Source organism: Streptomyces sp. NPDC057900 (assembly GCF_042887885.1).
Lineage (GTDB): Bacteria > Actinomycetota > Actinomycetes > Streptomycetales > Streptomycetaceae > Streptomyces.
Genome location: NZ_JBHVOI010000014.1, coordinates 143618 through 159165 on the forward strand (window position 1 = coordinate 143618; position 15548 = coordinate 159165).

General features: G+C 70.8%; 17 protein-coding genes, 5 tRNA genes and 2 pseudogenes. 7 read left to right on the plus strand and 17 right to left on the minus strand.

The features are described 5' to 3' along the window. Positions 1–51 precede the first annotated feature (51 nt). Positions 52–1695 carry a DAK2 domain-containing protein gene (locus ACFVQ0_RS32960; protein WP_390092858.1) on the minus strand — a complete coding sequence of 548 codons (1644 nt, stop codon included), beginning with the start codon at positions 1693–1695 and terminating at the stop codon, positions 52–54. A 258-nt stretch (positions 1696–1953) separates the two neighbouring features. On the opposite strand from ACFVQ0_RS32960, the gene rpmB reads away from it, so the two are divergent. Further along, positions 1954–2139 (plus strand): 50S ribosomal protein L28, encoded by a 186-nt coding sequence (gene rpmB / locus ACFVQ0_RS32965; RefSeq protein WP_003965989.1) that lies wholly within the window; start codon positions 1954–1956, stop codon positions 2137–2139. Positions 2140–2259: 120 nt separating this feature from the next. Here the strand turns inward: rpmB and thiD are convergent, their stop codons facing one another. Both thiD and ACFVQ0_RS32975 read right to left on the minus strand, forming a co-directional pair. Beyond that, positions 2260–3069: a bifunctional hydroxymethylpyrimidine kinase/phosphomethylpyrimidine kinase gene (thiD, locus tag ACFVQ0_RS32970; protein ID WP_390092859.1), complete on the minus strand. Its 810-nt coding sequence runs from the start codon at positions 3067–3069 to the stop codon at positions 2260–2262. Positions 3070–3079: 10 nt separating this feature from the next. Continuing rightward, complete coding sequence (locus ACFVQ0_RS32975) at positions 3080–4051, minus strand: thiamine-phosphate kinase (RefSeq protein ID WP_390092860.1); 972 nt, start codon at positions 4049–4051, stop codon at positions 3080–3082. Positions 4052–4370: 319 nt separating this feature from the next. On the opposite strand from ACFVQ0_RS32975, the gene ACFVQ0_RS32980 reads away from it, so the two are divergent. Then, positions 4371–4604 carry an Lrp/AsnC family transcriptional regulator gene (locus ACFVQ0_RS32980; protein ID WP_123523309.1) on the plus strand — a complete coding sequence of 78 codons (234 nt, stop codon included), beginning with the start codon at positions 4371–4373 and terminating at the stop codon, positions 4602–4604. 20 nt (positions 4605–4624) lie between these two features. Then, complete coding sequence (locus ACFVQ0_RS32985; protein ID WP_390092861.1) at positions 4625–5113, plus strand: DUF3515 domain-containing protein; 489 nt, start codon at positions 4625–4627, stop codon at positions 5111–5113. Positions 5114–5163: 50 nt separating this feature from the next. On the opposite strand, the gene ACFVQ0_RS32990 is transcribed toward ACFVQ0_RS32985, so the two are convergent. From ACFVQ0_RS32990 to ACFVQ0_RS33000, 3 genes are all read right to left on the minus strand, one after another. After that, the gene (locus ACFVQ0_RS32990) at positions 5164–6321 is read right to left on the minus strand and encodes a D-alanine--D-alanine ligase family protein (protein ID WP_390092862.1); all 1158 of its coding nucleotides are present in this window, start codon (positions 6319–6321) and stop codon (positions 5164–5166) included. 92 nt (positions 6322–6413) lie between these two features. Next, positions 6414–7424, minus strand: coding sequence for an NAD(P)H-dependent glycerol-3-phosphate dehydrogenase (locus ACFVQ0_RS32995; protein WP_390092863.1), 1011 nt, complete (start codon positions 7422–7424; stop codon positions 6414–6416). Further along, positions 7421–8173 (minus strand): lysophospholipid acyltransferase family protein, encoded by a 753-nt coding sequence (locus tag ACFVQ0_RS33000; protein ID WP_390092864.1) that lies wholly within the window; start codon positions 8171–8173, stop codon positions 7421–7423. The genes ACFVQ0_RS32995 and ACFVQ0_RS33000 overlap by 4 nt, the downstream gene beginning before the upstream one ends. Positions 8174–8332: 159 nt before the next feature. On the opposite strand from ACFVQ0_RS33000, the gene cofC reads away from it, so the two are divergent. Together cofC and ACFVQ0_RS33010 are read left to right on the plus strand one after the other, a co-directional pair. Further along, positions 8333–9016, plus strand: coding sequence for a 2-phospho-L-lactate guanylyltransferase (cofC, locus tag ACFVQ0_RS33005; protein WP_390092865.1), 684 nt, complete (start codon positions 8333–8335; stop codon positions 9014–9016). 10 nt (positions 9017–9026) lie between these two features. Further along, a complete protein-coding gene (locus tag ACFVQ0_RS33010) occupies positions 9027–9230 on the plus strand; it encodes a hypothetical protein (RefSeq protein WP_024490262.1) in 204 nt (67 codons plus the stop codon). Between the two features lie 90 nt (positions 9231–9320). On the opposite strand, the gene ACFVQ0_RS33015 is transcribed toward ACFVQ0_RS33010, so the two are convergent. The 4 genes from ACFVQ0_RS33015 to leuC form a co-directional block, all read right to left on the minus strand. Next, the gene (locus ACFVQ0_RS33015) at positions 9321–9995 is read right to left on the minus strand and encodes an HU family DNA-binding protein (protein ID WP_389212608.1); all 675 of its coding nucleotides are present in this window, start codon (positions 9993–9995) and stop codon (positions 9321–9323) included. Between the two features lie 144 nt (positions 9996–10139). Beyond that, the gene (locus tag ACFVQ0_RS33020; protein WP_024490260.1) at positions 10140–10367 is read right to left on the minus strand and encodes a hypothetical protein; all 228 of its coding nucleotides are present in this window, start codon (positions 10365–10367) and stop codon (positions 10140–10142) included. A 104-nt stretch (positions 10368–10471) separates the two neighbouring features. Further along, positions 10472–11065, minus strand: a complete 594-nt coding sequence (leuD, locus tag ACFVQ0_RS33025) for a 3-isopropylmalate dehydratase small subunit (protein WP_390092866.1) — start codon at positions 11063–11065, stop codon at positions 10472–10474. A gap of 5 nt (positions 11066–11070) precedes the next feature. After that, positions 11071–12495, minus strand: coding sequence for a 3-isopropylmalate dehydratase large subunit (gene leuC, locus ACFVQ0_RS33030; RefSeq protein ID WP_390092867.1), 1425 nt, complete (start codon positions 12493–12495; stop codon positions 11071–11073). 174 nt (positions 12496–12669) lie between these two features. On the opposite strand from leuC, the gene ndgR reads away from it, so the two are divergent. Beyond that, positions 12670–13386: an IclR family transcriptional regulator NdgR gene (gene ndgR, locus ACFVQ0_RS33035; protein WP_024490257.1), complete on the plus strand. Its 717-nt coding sequence runs from the start codon at positions 12670–12672 to the stop codon at positions 13384–13386. 107 nt (positions 13387–13493) lie between these two features. On the opposite strand, the pseudogene ACFVQ0_RS33040 reads toward ndgR, so the two are convergent. Further along, a pseudogene (locus ACFVQ0_RS33040) lies at positions 13494–13799 on the minus strand (monooxygenase family protein); the annotation flags it as partial. Here ACFVQ0_RS33040 and ACFVQ0_RS33045 point away from each other — a divergent pair. Next, positions 13795–14175 (plus strand): annotated as a pseudogene (locus ACFVQ0_RS33045) (transcriptional regulator); the annotation flags it as partial. The pseudogenes ACFVQ0_RS33040 and ACFVQ0_RS33045 overlap by 5 nt on opposite strands. A gap of 77 nt (positions 14176–14252) precedes the next feature. Here ACFVQ0_RS33045 and ACFVQ0_RS33050 read toward each other — a convergent pair. The 6 genes from ACFVQ0_RS33050 to ACFVQ0_RS33075 form a co-directional block, all read right to left on the minus strand. After that, a tRNA-Glu gene (locus tag ACFVQ0_RS33050) sits at positions 14253–14325 on the minus strand. Between the two features lie 28 nt (positions 14326–14353). After that, positions 14354–14425 (minus strand) — tRNA-Gln (locus ACFVQ0_RS33055). 12 nt (positions 14426–14437) lie between these two features. Beyond that, positions 14438–14510: transfer RNA gene (locus tag ACFVQ0_RS33060), tRNA-Glu, on the minus strand. A gap of 60 nt (positions 14511–14570) precedes the next feature. Beyond that, positions 14571–14643 (minus strand) — tRNA-Glu (locus tag ACFVQ0_RS33065). A gap of 24 nt (positions 14644–14667) precedes the next feature. Next, positions 14668–14739 (minus strand) — tRNA-Gln (locus ACFVQ0_RS33070). Between the two features lie 86 nt (positions 14740–14825). Further along, positions 14826–15545, minus strand: a complete 720-nt coding sequence (locus ACFVQ0_RS33075) for an HAD family hydrolase (RefSeq protein WP_390092868.1) — start codon at positions 15543–15545, stop codon at positions 14826–14828. Positions 15546–15548: the final 3 nt, after the last annotated feature.

Genomic DNA, 15548 nt, shown 5'->3' on the forward strand with positions numbered 1-15548 from the left:
GACTGACAGTTGTCCGGCGGGCGCCACCGGAGCGGCGGAAGTCCCCGCTCCCTACTCCACGCCGATCAGCAGCGGGGCGCACTGGTGGCCGCCCCGGTAGACCACCGTGTCCACCGCGAGGTAGCCCTCGCGGACGTGTTCCTCCAGCGTCGCGGCCAGCGCGTCGGGGACGTCCTCGCCCAGTACCAGGGTGACCAGTTCGCCGCCGGCCGCCAGCATCCGGTCCAGCACGCCGCGGGCCGTCTCCGCGACGTCCTGGCCGATGACGGCGACATCGCCGTCGATGAGGCCCAGGATGTCGCCGGCCTGGCAGATCCCGGCCATGGTCCAGGACTGCCGCTCCGCGACGGCCAGTTCGGCGTACCGGGTGGCGCCGGCCGCCGCGGTCATCGCGACCACGTCCTCGTCGAAGCTGCGGTCTGCCTCGTGGACGGCCAGCGCGGCGATGCCCTGGACCGCGGCCCTGGTGGGGATCAGAGCGACCCGGATGCCCTCGGTGCGGGCCTGCTCGGCCGCGGCCGCGGCGGTGTGGCGCAGGTCCGCGTCGTTGGGCAGGAGCACCACCTCGCGGGCGTGGGCGCGGCGGATCGCGTCGACCAGTTCGCCGCTGGCGGGCGGCTCCCCGGGGCGGGCCAGCACCGTCGTCGCCCCGGCCTGCGCGCACAGGCCGCCGAGCCCGTCGCCGGGGACGACCACGACGACGGCGCGCTGGGCGGGTTCGGGGCGGGCGTGCAGCCGGTCCGCGGCGAAGTGGGTGATCCGGATGCGGTACGGGCGTCCGGCCTCGACCCCGGCCTCCACGGCCGCACCGGCGTCGTCGACGTGCACGTGGACGTTCCAGAGCCCGTCGCCGCCCACCACGACGAGCGAGTCGCCCAGCGCGTCGAGCCGGGCCCGCAGCCGCTCCACGGCCTCGTCCCCGGCCTCCAGCAGGTAGATGACCTCGAAGGCCGGGCCGCCCTCGGGATCGTCCGCCGCGGGGCAGTCCCCGCCGGCGGCGGCGAGCGGGGCGGGGGCGGCCGGCGCGGTGGGCCCGGGGGCCAGCCGTTCCGGCGCCCGGCCGGAGACCGCCTCGACCAGCGCTCCGAGGACCGCGACCAGTCCCCGCCCGCCGGCGTCCACGACCCCGGCCCGGCCGAGCACGGCGAGCTGTCCGGGGGTCGCTTCGAGTGCGGTGCGCGCCCCTTCGTACGCCGCTCGCGCCACCGCGCCCGCTCCGGCGCCGGCCCCGGTGCGCCCCGCGGCTTCGGCGGCGGCGGTGGCCACGGTCAGGACGGTGCCCTCGACGGGGTGGGCGACGGCCTCGCGCGCCGAGGCCGCGGCCCGGGTCAGCGCGAGGCCCAGCCGGTCCGGGCCCGCCGATTCCGCCAGCACCCCGGCCATGCCGCGCAGCAACTGGGCCAGGATCGTGCCGGAGTTGCCCCGGGCGCCGATCAGCGCCCCGTGCGCCATGGCGCGTACCGCGTCGGCGGTGGAGGGTGCGGAGGTGCCGGTCTCATGGGCGGCGAACACCGCCTCGACGGCCGCCGCCGCGGATTCCGCGGTCAGGTAGAGGTTGGTGCCGGTGTCCCCGTCGGCGACGGGATACACATTGATCGCGTCGATCGCCTCGCGCTCCCGGCCGAGTGCGTCCAGCGCCAGTGAGCACCAGGTACGCACCGCGACGGCGTCCAGGTCGTCGGCGGTCTGCGGCACCTGATGGTCCTCCTCGGAACGGGGCCTGGGGCGGCGGGCTGCACCGCAGGGTAGCCCCGGCCGGTGGTCCCCGGCGGGGTCAGGGGCGGGGCGGGGGGCAGTGGATCCCATGGTAGTTTCGTATCTCCGACGCAGCCGTTGTATGCTGCTTCGGTTGCCCGACGAGAGTCGGGACATTCCCCCGGTACCGCCACTTCAGTCATTGAATCCGGCGTGCCGGAATTCACTGTAAGTGCATCTGAAGTTTTGGAGTGACCCGTGGCTGCCAACTGCGACGTTTGCGGCAAGGGGCCGAGCTTCGGCAACAGCATTTCGCACTCGCACCGCCGTACGTCCCGTCGCTGGAATCCCAACATCCAGCGCGTGCGTGCCGTGGTCGGGCGGACGCCGAAGCGGCTCAACGTCTGCACCTCGTGCATCAAGGCCGGCAAGGTCGCGCGCTGACGTTCCCGTCGTAGCGCAGCCTTACCGGTTGCCCAAAAAGCCGGTCCATCTCGGTGGACCGGCTTTTTGCTGTGCCCGTGCGGGCCTCGGGAGGGTGTCCTCGGCACCCTCCCGAGGCCGTCAGCCCGCGTTCCGCAGCTGCCAGCCGTGGTCGACCGGGCCGATCCCCGCGCCCAGCGCGAAGCCCGCCGCGATCGCGCCGGTCACGTAGGACTTGGCGGCCCGTACCGCCGTCGGCACGTCCTGGCCGAGCGCCAGTCCGCAGGCGATCGCGGAGGCCAGGGTGCAGCCCGTGCCGTGGGTGTGGCGGTTGTCGTGGCGGGGGGCGCGCAGCCAGTGCTCCTCCGAGCCGTCCGTCAGCAGGTCCACCGGATCACCCGGCAGATGCCCGCCCTTGATCACCACCCAGCGGGGCCCGAAGCCGAGCAGTTCGGCGGCGGCCCGTCGCATCCCGGCCTCGTCGGTGACCGTCATCCCGGTGATCTGTGCCACCTCGTCGAGGTTCGGGGTGGCCACGGTCGCGACGGGGAGCAGCTTCGTACGCACCGAGTCCAGCGCCTCCGCGGCGAGCAGCGGATCGCCGTGCTTGGAGACGCCCACCGGGTCCACGACGGCCGGGGCGTCCGTCCCGGCGATCAGCGCGGCGACCGTCTCGACGAGGACGGCGGAGGAGAGCATGCCGGTCTTGACGGCGTTCACCCCGATGTCGTCCACCACGCTGCGGTACTGGGCGCGGACGGCTTCCGGGGGCAGCTCCCAGGCGCCCTGCACACCGAGCGAGTTCTGGGCGGTGACGGCGGTCAGCACGCTCATGCCGTGCGTGCCGAGCGCCAGCATCGTCTTCAGGTCCGCCTGGATGCCGGCACCGCCGCCGGAGTCGGATCCGGCGACGGTGAGCACTCGGGGAGGTACGGCGGGAGATATGGGCATGCCCCGCAATCTACTGGGCGTCCTCGATGTCCCCGAAGTGGTCCCAGCCGTTTCTGCTGGTCCAGGGCGCCCCGTCGACGGTCACCTGGGGCAGCGCCGAGGGGTTGAGGACCTCGCCGATCACCTTCCAGCGGGCCGGCAGCTTCACGTCGGGCGGGAACGTCGCGACGATCGCGTGGTCCTCTCCCCCGGTGAGCACCCACTGGAGCGGGTCCACGCCGACGGCCTGCCCGATGTCGGACATCTGCGACGGGATGTCGATCCGGCCCGAGCGCAGGTCGATGCGGACCTTGCTCGCCTCGGCGATGTGCCCGAGGTCGGCGACGAGTCCGTCGCTGACGTCGGTCATCGCGGTGGCGCCGAGTCCGGCGGCCGCGGGGCCCGCGTGGTACGGCGGTTCCGGCCTCCGGTGGGCCTCGACGAAGGCGCGGGGCGAGCGGAAGCCGCGGGAGAGCACGGCGTACCCGGCGGCGGACCAGCCGAGCCAGCCGGTGACGGCGACGACGTCACCGGGCTGGGCGCCCGCCCTGGTGACGGGTTCGTGGTTGCGCAGGTCACCGAGCGCGGTGATCGCGACGGTGATGGTGTCGCCACGCACCACATCGCCGCCGACCACGGCCGCCCCGGCGACCTGGCACTCGTCGCGGATGCCGTCCATGAGCTCCCCGGCCCAGGTCACCGGGAGTTCGGCGGGGACGACGAGACCGAGGAGCAGCGCGGTGGGCACGGCTCCCATGGCGGCGATGTCGGCGAGGTTCTGCGCGGCGGCCTTGCGGCCGACGTCGTACGCCGTCGACCAGTCGCGCCGGAAGTGCCGTCCCTCCAGCAGGATGTCGGTACTGGCCACGACCCTGCGGTCGGGGGCGGTCACGACCGCGGCGTCGTCGCCGGGGCCGAGCCGTACCGCCGGAGTGGTGGTGAGCCGGGACGTCAGCTCTCTGATGAGCCCGAACTCCCCCAACTCGCCCACGGTTCCCTTCACCGAGTCTCACCCCTCATCTGTCGCGCCGGACGGTCGTCCGGCCTGTTTCCGCGGCCTGCGGGTGCCCGGACCGCGGACCGGCCCGGGGGGCGGTCCGTCCTGGTCGTCACGGGCACGCGGGTCCCCCGTCCGCACCGCTGGACTTGCGGTCGCGGGCCGTCACTGCTGTCGGTACTGTCAAGAGATACGTCAACTTGTGTGCTCTGTACGCCACGCTGTGGGCGTCATCCGGCCCGCAGGTCTCCCCGCGGCGCGGGGCAACGCGATAACGTGGCGTCCCTTTCCCCCACATGATCCTCGTGGCCGCCCTGGAGGTTCCGTGGTACAGGCGTACATCCTTATTCAGACCGAGGTGGGCAAGGCGTCGACAGTCGCCCAGACCATCGCCAAAATCCCGGGAGTGATCCAGGCAGAGGACGTCACCGGTCCCTACGACGTGATCGTGCGTGCCCAGGCCGACACGGTCGATGAGCTCGGGCGCATGGTGGTCGCCAAGGTCCAGCAGGTGGACGGCATCACCAGAACCCTGACCTGCCCGGTCGTGCACCTGTAACCCCCGTCTAGGCTGGGCCGGTGACGTCTTCCCGCCGCCGGCTTTCCCGTCCTGTGATCCTCGGTCCGTCCGCTGCCCTGGTCCTCATGGCCGCGGCGGGCTGCTCCTCCGGAGATGCCTCGGCGTCGGTCACGGTTCCCACCCCGTCGCCGGAAGCCGCAGCCTACTGCCGTGCGTTGCACAAGGAGCTGCCGGCCACCGTCGCCGGTCAGGAGCGCGGTGACCCGGGATCCGGCTCCGACCTGACCGCCGGGTGGGGGGACGGGGAGATCGTACTGCGCTGCGGTGTCCCGCGCCCGGCGAAGATGGATGACTCCCAGTCGAAGGCGATCGACGCGAACGGCGTCAACTGGATGCTGGAGCAGCTGGACGACGGCCGGCCCCGGTTCACGACCACGCTCCGCAAGGCGTACGTCGAGGTGACGTTGTCGGCGCGGTACGCGCATGACGCGAGTCCGCTGGCGGCCTTCGCCCAGGCGGTCAGGAAGACCGTCCCCGACAGCCTGTAGGGCGTGCGCCCCGGTGCGGAGCGCACGCCCTCGGCCGTGTGGTCGTGGTCTCAGCGCAGTCCGGTCGGCCGGTTCAGCGCCGCCTGGATGAGCCGGTCCACCAGCTGCGGGTAATCGACCCCGCTCTCCTGCCACATGCGCGGGAACATGGAGATCGGGGTGAAGCCCGGCAGGGTGTTGATCTCGTTGATGACGAAGCCGCCGTCCTCCGTGAGGAAGAAGTCGGCGCGCACCAGCCCCTCGCAGGACGCCGCCTCGAAGGCCTCGACGGCGAGCCGCTGGACCTCCGCGGTCTGGTCCTCCGTGAGCGGGGCCGGCACGATGCCGGACGCCGCGTCGATGTACTTGGCCTCGAAGTCGTAGAAGTCGTGCGAGGTGACCGGCGGGATCTCGGCCGGCGCGCTGGCGCGCGGCCCGTCCTCGAACTCCAGCACCCCGCACTCGATCTCGCGGCCGCGCAGCAGTGACTCGACGAGGAACTTGGGGTCGTGGCGGCGGGCCTCCTCGATCGCCCCGTCGAGACCGGAGGCGTCCTCGACCTTGGTGATGCCGATCGAGGAGCCGGCCCTGGCCGGCTTCACGAAGAGCGGCCAGCCGTGGTCACCGGCGAACGCCACGATGCGCTTGCGGGCGGCCTCCGGGTCCTGGTCCCACTCGCGGGGGCGTACGACGACGTACGGGCCGACGGGCAGTCCGAAGGAGGTGAAGACGCGCTTCATGTACTCCTTGTCCTGGCCGACCGCGGAGGCGAGGACTCCGGCGCCGACGTACGGCACCCCGGAGAGCTCCAGGAGGCCCTGGAGCGTGCCGTCCTCACCGTAGGGGCCGTGCAGCACGGGAAAGACGACGTCGACCTCGCCGAGCGCCCTGGGGACCGCGCCGGGCTCGCTGTAGACCACTTCGCGGCTGCCGGGATCGACGGAGAGCACCACGCCGCCCTTGTCGGACTCGGCGAGCCGGGCCACGTCCGGCATCTTCCGGTCCGTGATGGCCATGCGTTCGGGTTCGTCGGCGGTGAGCGCCCAGCGGCCGTCCGTCGTGATGCCGATCGGCAGGACGTCGTACTTCGTCCGGTCGATGGCGTTCAGGACGGCACCGGCCGTGACCACCGAAATGCCGTGTTCGGAGCTGCGGCCGCCGAACACGACGGCCACACGCGGCTTGCGGAGCTGCTGCTCCGTGCTCTGGGGGAGGTTCTCGCTGCTCATATCGCGATGAGCGTACCTGCTGGTACGGGTCGCGTCAGCGTCGCCGGTGCCGCCCGGCGGGTGAAACCCGGCCCCGGGGAGGGGCGCCGGGCTCAGTGCCGCTCGGCCTTGGCGCTGCGCGACATCAGCTCCTTGAGGGCGACCATCGGGGGCTTGCCCTCGTGGACGATGCCGACGACCGTCTCGGTCAGCGGCATCTCCACACCGTGCCGACGGGCCAGATCGAGCACCGATTCGCAGGACTTGACGCCCTCCGCGGTCTGCTTGGTGACCGCGATGGTCTCCTGAAGGGTCATGCCCCGGCCGAGGTTGGTGCCGAAGGTGTGGTTGCGCGAGAGCGGCGACGAGCAGGTCGCCACCAGGTCGCCGAGGCCGGCCAGTCCGGAGAAGGTCAGCGGGTCGGCGCCCATCGCGTGGCCGAGCCGGGTGGTCTCGGCCAGGCCGCGGGTGATGAGCGAGCCCTTGGCGTTGTCCCCCAGCCCCATGCCGTCCGCGATGCCGACGGCCAGCCCGATGACGTTCTTGACGGCGCCGCCCAGCTCGCAGCCGACCACGTCGGTGTTGGTGTAGGGCCGGAAGTACGGGGTGTGGCAGGCGGCCTGGAGGCGGCGGGCCACCGATTCGTCCTGGCAGGCGACGACGGCCGCGGCGGGGCGGCGCTCGGCGATCTCCTTGGCGAGGTTGGGCCCGGTGATGACGGCGATACGGTCGGCGCCGACCCCGGTGACGTCCTCGATGACCTCGCTCATCAGCTTCGCGGTGCCGAGTTCGACGCCCTTCATCATGGAGACCAGGACCGTACGGGGCTCCAGGTGCGGGGCCCAGGCCGCGAGGTTGGCGCGCAGCGTCTGGGAGGGCACGACGAGGACCGCGAAGTCGGCGCCGCGCAGCGCCTGTGCCGCGTCCGTGGTGGCCCGGACCGATGCGGGGAGTTCGATGCCCGGCAGGTAGTCCGGGTTGGTACGGGTCGTGTTGATGGCCTCGGCGACCTCGGCGCGACGCCCCCAGAGGGTGACCTCGCAGCCCGCGTCGGCCAGGATCATGCCGAAGGCCGTACCCCATGAGCCGGTTCCGAAGACGGCTGCTTTTACGGGGTGCGTCACTTGGGTCCCTCTCGTTCGGACTTGCGCCGCTGTTCCGCGCGGGCCTTTCGGTGGTCGTAGAGCTCCGCGGGGGCCGGCAGGCCGCGTACGTCCGCCAGCTGCTCGGTGATCGCGAGCATGATGACCTCGGTCGCCTCGCGCAGGACTTCGGGCGTCGGCTCCTTGTCGTAGAAGCGGGAGAGGTCGACCGGCGGACCGGCCTGGACCTGGAGGGTCTTGCGGGGGAAGAGCCGCAGCTTCTTGTCCGTGGCGTAGGGCGGCATCGCCAGGTTGGCGCCCCACTGCGCGACGGGGATGACCGGGGCCCGGGTCATCAACGCGACGCGGGCGGCGCCGGTCTTGCCGCCCATCGGCCACATCTCGGGGTCGCGGGTGAGGGTGCCCTCCGGGTAGAAGGCGACGCACTCACCGCGCTCGATGGCGTCGACGGCGGCCCGGAAGGCGTCCAGCGCGTTGGTGGTCTCGCGGTACACGGGGATCTGGCCGGTGCCCCGCAGCATCATCCCGACGAAGGGGGTCTTGAAGAGCCCCGCCTTCGCGAGGAGCCTCGGCACCCGGCCGGTGTTGTACTGGAAGTGCCCGTACGAAAGCGGGTCCAGATACGAGTTGTGATTGACCGCAGTTATAAAGCCGCCATCGGCCGGAATATGTTCCATCCCTCGCCAGTCGCGCTTGAACAGAACCACCAGCGGCGGTTTTGCGATGACCGCTGCAAAGCGGTACCAGAAGCCGATTCTGCGGCGGGACACCCGGACACCCTTCTCTACGGACCTGACTGTGGAGCTCTACTGACTGACTACCGACGGTCAAGTCTCGCCCCAGGCCCCTGCTCTGTCGAGAACACCGTACGCCTCACCTTCGGGACCGACCCTCCAGGTTGTCGCACCGGCAGGCGAGAATAGGCGGTGATGCGCATCGAGGGGGAGACCGCCACGAACACCGACCCGACCGGCCGCTGGTCCCTGGTCGTCCCGTTGAAGCCGCTGGCGCGGGCCAAGAGCAGGCTGGTACCCGCGTCCGGCGCCCTGTTGCGGCCCCGGCTCGCCCTGGCCTTCGCCCAGGACACCGTGCACGCGGCGCTCGCCTGCCGGGCCGTCGCGGATGTGGTGGTCGTCACGGACGACGTGACGGCGGGCGCCGCGCTGGCGGCCCTCGGCGCCCGCATCGTGCCCGACTCCCCCGCCGCCGGGCTCAACGCGGCCCTCGCGCACGGTGAGCGCGCGGTGCGCGCGGCCCGGCCCGGTGCGGCGGTCGCCGTACTCAACGCGGATCTGCCGGCACTGCGCCCCCCGGAATTGGCTCGGGTACTCGAATTTTCGGACGCTTTTCCGCGCGCATTTGTGACCGATGCGGCGGGAATCGGAACAACATTTCTGTCCGCTGGGCCAGGAGTGGAATTGCGCCCCGATTTCGGCGGCCGGTCCCGGGATCGGCACCTCGCGTCCGGGGCCGTGGAAATCACGCTCTCCGGCATCGATTCGGTCCGCCAGGACGTGGACACCGGCGGCGATCTGCGGGCGGCGCTCGCCCTGGGGGTGGGCCCCCGCACGGCGGCGCGCTGGGCCGCCGGGGTCCCCTCGATGGACCGATAGGCTGCCGTTCATGCAGGCGACCTCGTACACGTACGACCCCGAGACCCGCACCGGCAGCGTGCTGCTCGACGACGGCACCCCGGTGGATTTCGACGCCCAGGCCTTCGACGCCGGCGGCCTGCGGCTGCTGCGGCCGGGCCAGCGGGTACGGATCGAGGGGCGGGGCGAGGGGGCCGGGCTGCGGATCACCCTGGTGACGCTGCAGACCTTCTGAGCCCGTCGCCGCACCCCGAACAGCCCGCGGGCCGGGCTCCCCGAGGGGAGCCCGGCCCGGCGCGTGTGATGAGCCCTGTGCTGCTGGGTCTCACTTCTTCCGTGCGGTGGCCTTCTTGGCCGTGGTCTTGCGCGCGGTGGTCTTCTTCGCGGGCGCCTTCTTCGCCGTGGTCTTCTTGGCGGGCGCGGTCTTGCTGGCGACGGCCTTCTTGGCGGTCGTCGTCTTCTTCGCCGCCGCGGGGGTCGCCTTCTTCGCGGCCGCCGTGGTCTTCTTCGCCGCCGCGGACGTCTTCTTCGCGGTCGCCTTCTTCGCGGTGGCGGTGGCCTTCTTCGCCGGTGCCACGGCCTTCTTCGCGGTGGCCTTCTTCGCCACGGCCTTCTTCGCGGTGGCCTTCTTGGCGGCCGCCTTGGCCGTCGTACGGGTGGAAGAACCGCCCGAGAGGCTGCCCTTGGGCGCCTTCTTCACGGCCACATCGTTCTTGGGGAGCTTCTTCGAGCCGCTCACCAGGTCCTTGAAGCCCTGTCCCGCACGGAAACGGGGCACGGACGTCTTCTTGACCCGCACCCGCTCACCCGTCTGCGGGTTGCGGGCGTAGCGGGCCGGGCGGTCGACCTTCTCGAACGAGCCGAAGCCGGTGACCGAAACACGGTCACCTGCGACAACCGCACGAACGATCGCGTCGAGCACCGCGTCGACGGCGTCCGCGGCCTGCTGTCGGCCGCCGACCTTGTCGGCAATCGCTTCTACGAGCTGTGCCTTGTTCACGTCTTCCCCTTCGGAGACATAGCCAGAACGAAAGTGTTCAAGCCTTTTTCGCACGTTAGGCAGATATATACCGCAAATCAAACACGAAACGGGCTAATCACCCTAGTGCCGCAACGAAGTCGACCGCTGCGCAGTTCCGCAGAGTCAGTCACCTTCGGGGAATCGGCCCTCATCGAGGTCCTTCATCAACCGGTCCAGACGCCTTGCCGCATCCGGTAGATCGTGCTTCGCCGCGGCCGTGACGACCAGCAGCTTCCGGGACAGCGCCATCCGTACGCTCTCCGGGACTTGCAGTGCACGCACTCGTGAGTGCGCTTCCTTCAATTGGTCGGCGACTTGGCCGTAAAGCTTGAGTTGGCTGTCGCGTTCCATGCACCGATTGTGCCATCTGGGGCGAGTTGTCGCCCGACGGGGTCTCAACAAGCGACTGCGCCCCCTACCAGAAGGCAGGGGGCGCAGTACTGGAAAAGCGCTGCTCAGGCGTGAATTGTACGTGGCTTGTGGGCCGGCCTGGTCGCCTCGTAGGCCGCGATGTCCGGTTCGTTCTGCAGGGTGAGGCTGATGTCGTCCAGCCCGTTCAGCAGCCGCCAGCGGGCGTTCTCGTCGAGCTCGAAGTCGGCGGTGACGCCCTCCGCGAGCACCTGCCGCTTCTCCAGGTCGACCGTGACCTCCGCGGTCGGGTCGGCCTCGGTCAGCTCCCACAGGGCGTCGATGACCTGCTGGTCGAGGACCACGGTCAACAGCCCGTTCTTCAGCGAGTTGCCTCGGAAGATGTCGGCGAACCGGGAGGAGATGACGGCCTTGAAGCCGAAGTTCTGCAGGGCCCAGACGGCGTGCTCACGGGAGGAGCCGGTGCCGAAGTCGGGGCCGGCCACCAGGACCGAGGCACCCTTGCGCTCCGGGCGGTTGAGGACGAAGTTCTCGTCCTTGCGCCAGGCCTCGAAGAGTCCGTCCTCGAAGCCGTCCCGGGTGACCTTTTTCAGCCAGTGGGCGGGGATGATCTGGTCGGTGTCGACGTTGCTGCGGCGCAGCGGGACGGCCCGGCCGGTGTGCGTGGTGAAAGCTTCCATGATTCTCAGACTCCGGCGGGCGTACGGGCGTCGGACAGGTCGGCCGGCGAGGCCAGATGGCCCAGCACGGCGGTGGCGGCGGCGACCTGCGGGGAGACCAGGTGAGTGCGGCCGCCCTTGCCCTGCCGGCCCTCGAAGTTGCGGTTCGAGGTGGAGGCGGAGCGCTCGCCGGGGGCCAGCTGGTCGGGGTTCATACCGAGGCACATCGAGCAACCCGCGTGCCGCCATTCGGCGCCGGCGGCCTTGAAGACCTTGTCCAGGCCCTCCTCGACGGCCTGCAGGGCGACCCGCACGGAGCCGGGGACGACCAGCATCCGTACCCCGTCGGCGACCTGACGGCCGTCCATGACGGCGGCCGCGTTGCGCAGGTCCTCGATCCGGCCGTTGGTGCAGGAACCTACGAAGACGGTGTCCACGTTGATCTCGCGCAGCGGCTGCCCGGCGGTCAACCCCATGTACTCCAGGGCCTTTTCCGCGGCGTTGCGCTCCGAGGCGTCCTCGTACGAAGCGGGGTCGGGGACGTTGGCCGAGAGCGGGGCGCCCTGGCCGGGGTTGGTGCCCCACGTGACGAACGGCGCCAGTTCGGCGGCGTCGATGACGACCTCCGCGTCGAAGACCGCGTCGTCGTCGGTGCGCAGCGTCTCCCAGTACGCCACCGCGGCGTCCCAGTCCTCGCCCTGCGGGGCGTGGTCGCGGCCCTGGAGGTAGTCGAAGGTGGTTCGGTCGGGGGCGATCATGCCAGCCCGCGCTCCGGCCTCGATCGACATGTTGCAGATGGTCATCCGGGCTTCCATCGAGAGCTTCTCGATGGCGGAGCCGCGGTATTCGAGGATGTAGCCCTGGCCGCCGCCGGTGCCGATCCTGGTGATGATCGCGAGGATCAGGTCCTTGGCGGTGACGCTGTCGGGGAGTTCACCCTCGACGGTGATCGCCATCGTCTTCGGGCGGGCCAGCGGCAGCGTCTGGGTGGCCAGTACGTGCTCGACCTGGCTGGTGCCGATGCCGAACGCCAGCGCGCCGAACGCGCCGTGCGTGGAGGTGTGGGAATCGCCACAGACGACCGTGGTGCCGGGCTGGGTCAGCCCCAGCTGCGGACCGACCACGTGCACGACGCCCTGCTCGACGTCGCCCAGCGGGTGCAGCCGGACGCCGAAGTCCGCGCAGTTCTTGCGCAGGGTCTCCAGCTGGGCGCGGGAGACCGGGTCCGCGATCGGCTTGTCGATGTCGAGGGTCGGGGTGTTGTGGTCCTCGGTGGCGATGGTGAGGTCGAGGCGCCGCACCGGGCGTCCGGCCTGCCGCAGACCGTCGAAGGCCTGCGGGCTGGTCACCTCGTGCAGCAGGTGCAGATCGATGAAGAGGAGGTCGGGCTCGCCTTCGGCGCGCCGGACGACGTGGTCGTCCCAAACCTTCTCCGCGAGTGTCCTACCCATCGCTTTCCCTCCGGCCGGCGTCGTCGCCGGCCCAACTAGAGATTCGGTGCGCCCCCGTCCGGACCCCCGTGCGGGGCGGTGGCTACGGGCCGTTGTGGGGCCGCCCGTACAGGTTCGCAACTTCCCTGGAAAATTGAACTTGCGTTTCACAGAGTGAGACGCGAGTATCGTCGTATGGACAACTCTAGCGGCGTCGGCGTTCTCGACAAGGCAGCTCTGGTATTGAGCGCCCTGGAGTCCGGTCCGGCCACCCTCGCCGGGCTGGTCGCGGCGACCGGGCTCGCACGACCCACGGCCCACCGGCTGGCCGTGGCACTGGAACACCACCGCATGGTGGCGAGGGACATGCAGGGCCGCTTCATTCTCGGCCCCCGGCTGTCGGAGCTCGCGGCGGCGGCGGGCGAGGACCGGCTGCTCGCCACGGCCGGACCGGTACTCACCCATCTTCGCGACATCACCGGGGAGAGCGCTCAGCTCTACCGCCGGCAGGGCGACATGCGGATCTGCGTGGCGGCGGCGGAGCGGCTGTCCGGTCTGCGGGACACCGTGCCGGTCGGCTCCACGCTCACCATGAAGGCGGGCTCCTCCGCCCAGATCCTGATGGCCTGGGAGGAACCGGAGCGCCTGCACCGGGGCCTCCAGGGCGCCCGCTTCACCGCGACGGCGCTCTCCGGCGTACGGCGCCGGGGCTGGGCCCAGTCGATCGGCGAGCGGGAACCGGGCGTCGCCTCGGTCTCCGCGCCGGTACGCGGCCCCTCGAACCGGGTGGTCGCGGCGGTCTCGGTCTCCGGGCCGATCGAACGGCTGACCCGTCACCCGGGCCGGATGCACGCCCAGGCCATCATCGACTCGGCCGCCCGGCTGAGCGAAGCGCTGCGCCGCACCGGCTGAGCCGGACCGCCCCGCACCGCTCCGGTACCGGCCGCCCCAACGTCGTGGCGGCCCCTTCAGAACCTCACATCAGCTCTCGGCCCCACCCCGCCTCCCCGCACCCGGCTTCACCCGGCTTCACCCGGTGAACGGTGCGCGAAGCGGTCGGCCGCCCGGCGCCCCCGGCTCTCGACCGGCAGTGTCCCGGTCGCCGCGGCCAGTCCGTACGCCGGCATATCCGCGTAGATGGACTCGTAGCCGCCCTCGGGCACCACATGGGCCTCGTGCCACAGCCCCACGTGCTGCCGGGACTTCTTCTCCTTGCGGTTGGTCATCGCCCACGCCTTGCGGTGGAACGTGTCGGGCGCCGTCGCGTACACGTACAGCTTCTCCCTCGACTCCCAGCACTGGACGACGTAGTAGGTCCTGGCACTCCCGCACGGTCCGGAACCGGACGAGGAGGCGCCGGAGACGGTGGCCGCACGCGCCGAAGCCGACCGGCTCCTGGACCGGTTGGGGTGGACGAGCGCCCAGGAGATCGGTTCGCTCTCCCCCGTCCACCGGTCCCTGGTGGCGTCACTGGCCACGCTCATCCGCCTCGGATATCCCTGCGAGGGCGACTACTTGGCGGAGCACGCGCGGCTGATGCGTCAAGTGGCGGTCCGGGACCTGGACATGATGGAGACCTACCCCACCGAGGCGGAGCAGGTGGAGCACGTGGTCGCCTCCGCGGTCCTGTACGAGCCGCTGCTCGCCGCTCTGCGGCGGCTGGCCCAGGAGGAGGAGTCCGCCCGGCGGTTCGGGCTCTGAGCCGTACGCACCCGGGTCCGCACAGACAGAAGGCCCCTCACCGGAGTGAGGGGCCTTCTGCCCTGTTGCTCTACTTGTACCCCCGACCGGATTCGAACCGGCGCTACTGCCGTGAGAGGGCAGCGTGCTAGGCCGCTACACAACGGGGGCGTGTGTCCTGCGATTTGTTTGTTTTACGCTGGGCTACCAGGACTCGAACCTAGAATGACGGTACCAGAAACCGTAGTGTTGCCAATTACACCATAGCCCATGGTGTTACAAGTACCCCCGACCGGATTCGAACCGGCGCTACTGCCGTGAGAGGGCAGCGTGCTAGGCCGCTACACAACGGGGGCCCTAGCGATCCTGCATCGAGAGCGTGGGTGCGACCCAGATGTTCTCGCGGGAAGGATCTGTACCCCCGACCGGATTCGAACCGGCGCTACTGCCGTGAGAGGGCAGCGTGCTAGGCCGCTACACAACGGGGGCGTGTTGTACAGATGAAGCTCTGCGCTGGGCTACCAGGACTCGAACCTAGAATGACGGTACCAGAAACCGTAGTGTTGCCAATTACACCATAGCCCACTGAAATGCAACCCTTGGTGGGTCTTATTTCCGTGTGCGCTTCCCGACCGGATCCTTCGGCCCGCTCGGGCGGCGCAGGAAGAACATTACCCGAAGGTGTCCGGCGCTCCAAAACGGGTATTGCGCGCCAGCACCCCGGGGAGCTGATCCAGACCGGTGATCCGGGCCAGTTCGGGCCGCCCGCCGCGCCCCTCCCGGTCCAGCCAGATGCCACTCAGCCCCGCCGCCACCGCACCGGCCGCGTCGATGTCGGGGTGGTCGCCCACGTACACGACCTCCTGCGGCTCCAGCCCGAGGGCCTCGACGGCGGCGTGGAACGCCCCGGCCTCCGGCTTGGAGATGCCCAGTTCGACGGCGCACACCACGGCCTCGAAGCGGTCGCGCACCCCGAGGACGCGCAGCTTGCGGTCCTGGTTGATGATGCTGGAGTTCGACAGCACGGCATGGCGGTAACCGTCCGCGAGCCGGTCCAGGGCCGGCACGGCATCGGGGAAGAGCGCCCAGGCGGCCTCGTAATGACTCGCGTGCCGGGCGAACCACTCATCGGCCTCAGCGTCCGTGAGCGGCCGCCCCAGGAACGTACGCACCCGCTCGCGCCGCTGCCCCTGGAAGTCGGTCTCCCCCGCGGCGAAACGCTCCCACTGCACATCGGTGATCGCCCGCCACGCGTCGAGGGCCCCATCGGCGGACGCGTACCCGGCGGGCAGGCCCTCGTTCTCCAGATGCCGGCGCATGCCGACGCGGTCGGCGCCCGTGTAGTCGAAGATCGTGTCGTCGATGTCCCAGAGCACTGCTCGGATCGGCATACG

Coding starts and splice junctions, on each gene's coding strand:
- thiD (WP_390092859.1), bottom strand. CDS start 3,069: ATGCCCATATCTCCCGCCGTACCTCCCCGAGTGCTCACCGTCGCCGGA.
- ACFVQ0_RS32990 (WP_390092862.1), bottom strand. CDS start 6,321: ATGAGCAGCGAGAACCTCCCCCAGAGCACGGAGCAGCAGCTCCGCAAG.
- cofC (WP_390092865.1), top strand. CDS start 8,333: ATGCGCATCGAGGGGGAGACCGCCACGAACACCGACCCGACCGGCCGC.
- ACFVQ0_RS33010 (WP_024490262.1), top strand. CDS start 9,027: ATGCAGGCGACCTCGTACACGTACGACCCCGAGACCCGCACCGGCAGC.
- ACFVQ0_RS33020 (WP_024490260.1), bottom strand. CDS start 10,367: ATGGAACGCGACAGCCAACTCAAGCTTTACGGCCAAGTCGCCGACCAA.
- leuD (WP_390092866.1), bottom strand. CDS start 11,065: ATGGAAGCTTTCACCACGCACACCGGCCGGGCCGTCCCGCTGCGCCGC.
- leuC (WP_390092867.1), bottom strand. CDS start 12,495: ATGGGTAGGACACTCGCGGAGAAGGTTTGGGACGACCACGTCGTCCGG.
- ndgR (WP_024490257.1), top strand. CDS start 12,670: ATGGACAACTCTAGCGGCGTCGGCGTTCTCGACAAGGCAGCTCTGGTA.
- ACFVQ0_RS33075 (WP_390092868.1), bottom strand. CDS start 15,545: ATGCCGATCCGAGCAGTGCTCTGGGACATCGACGACACGATCTTCGAC.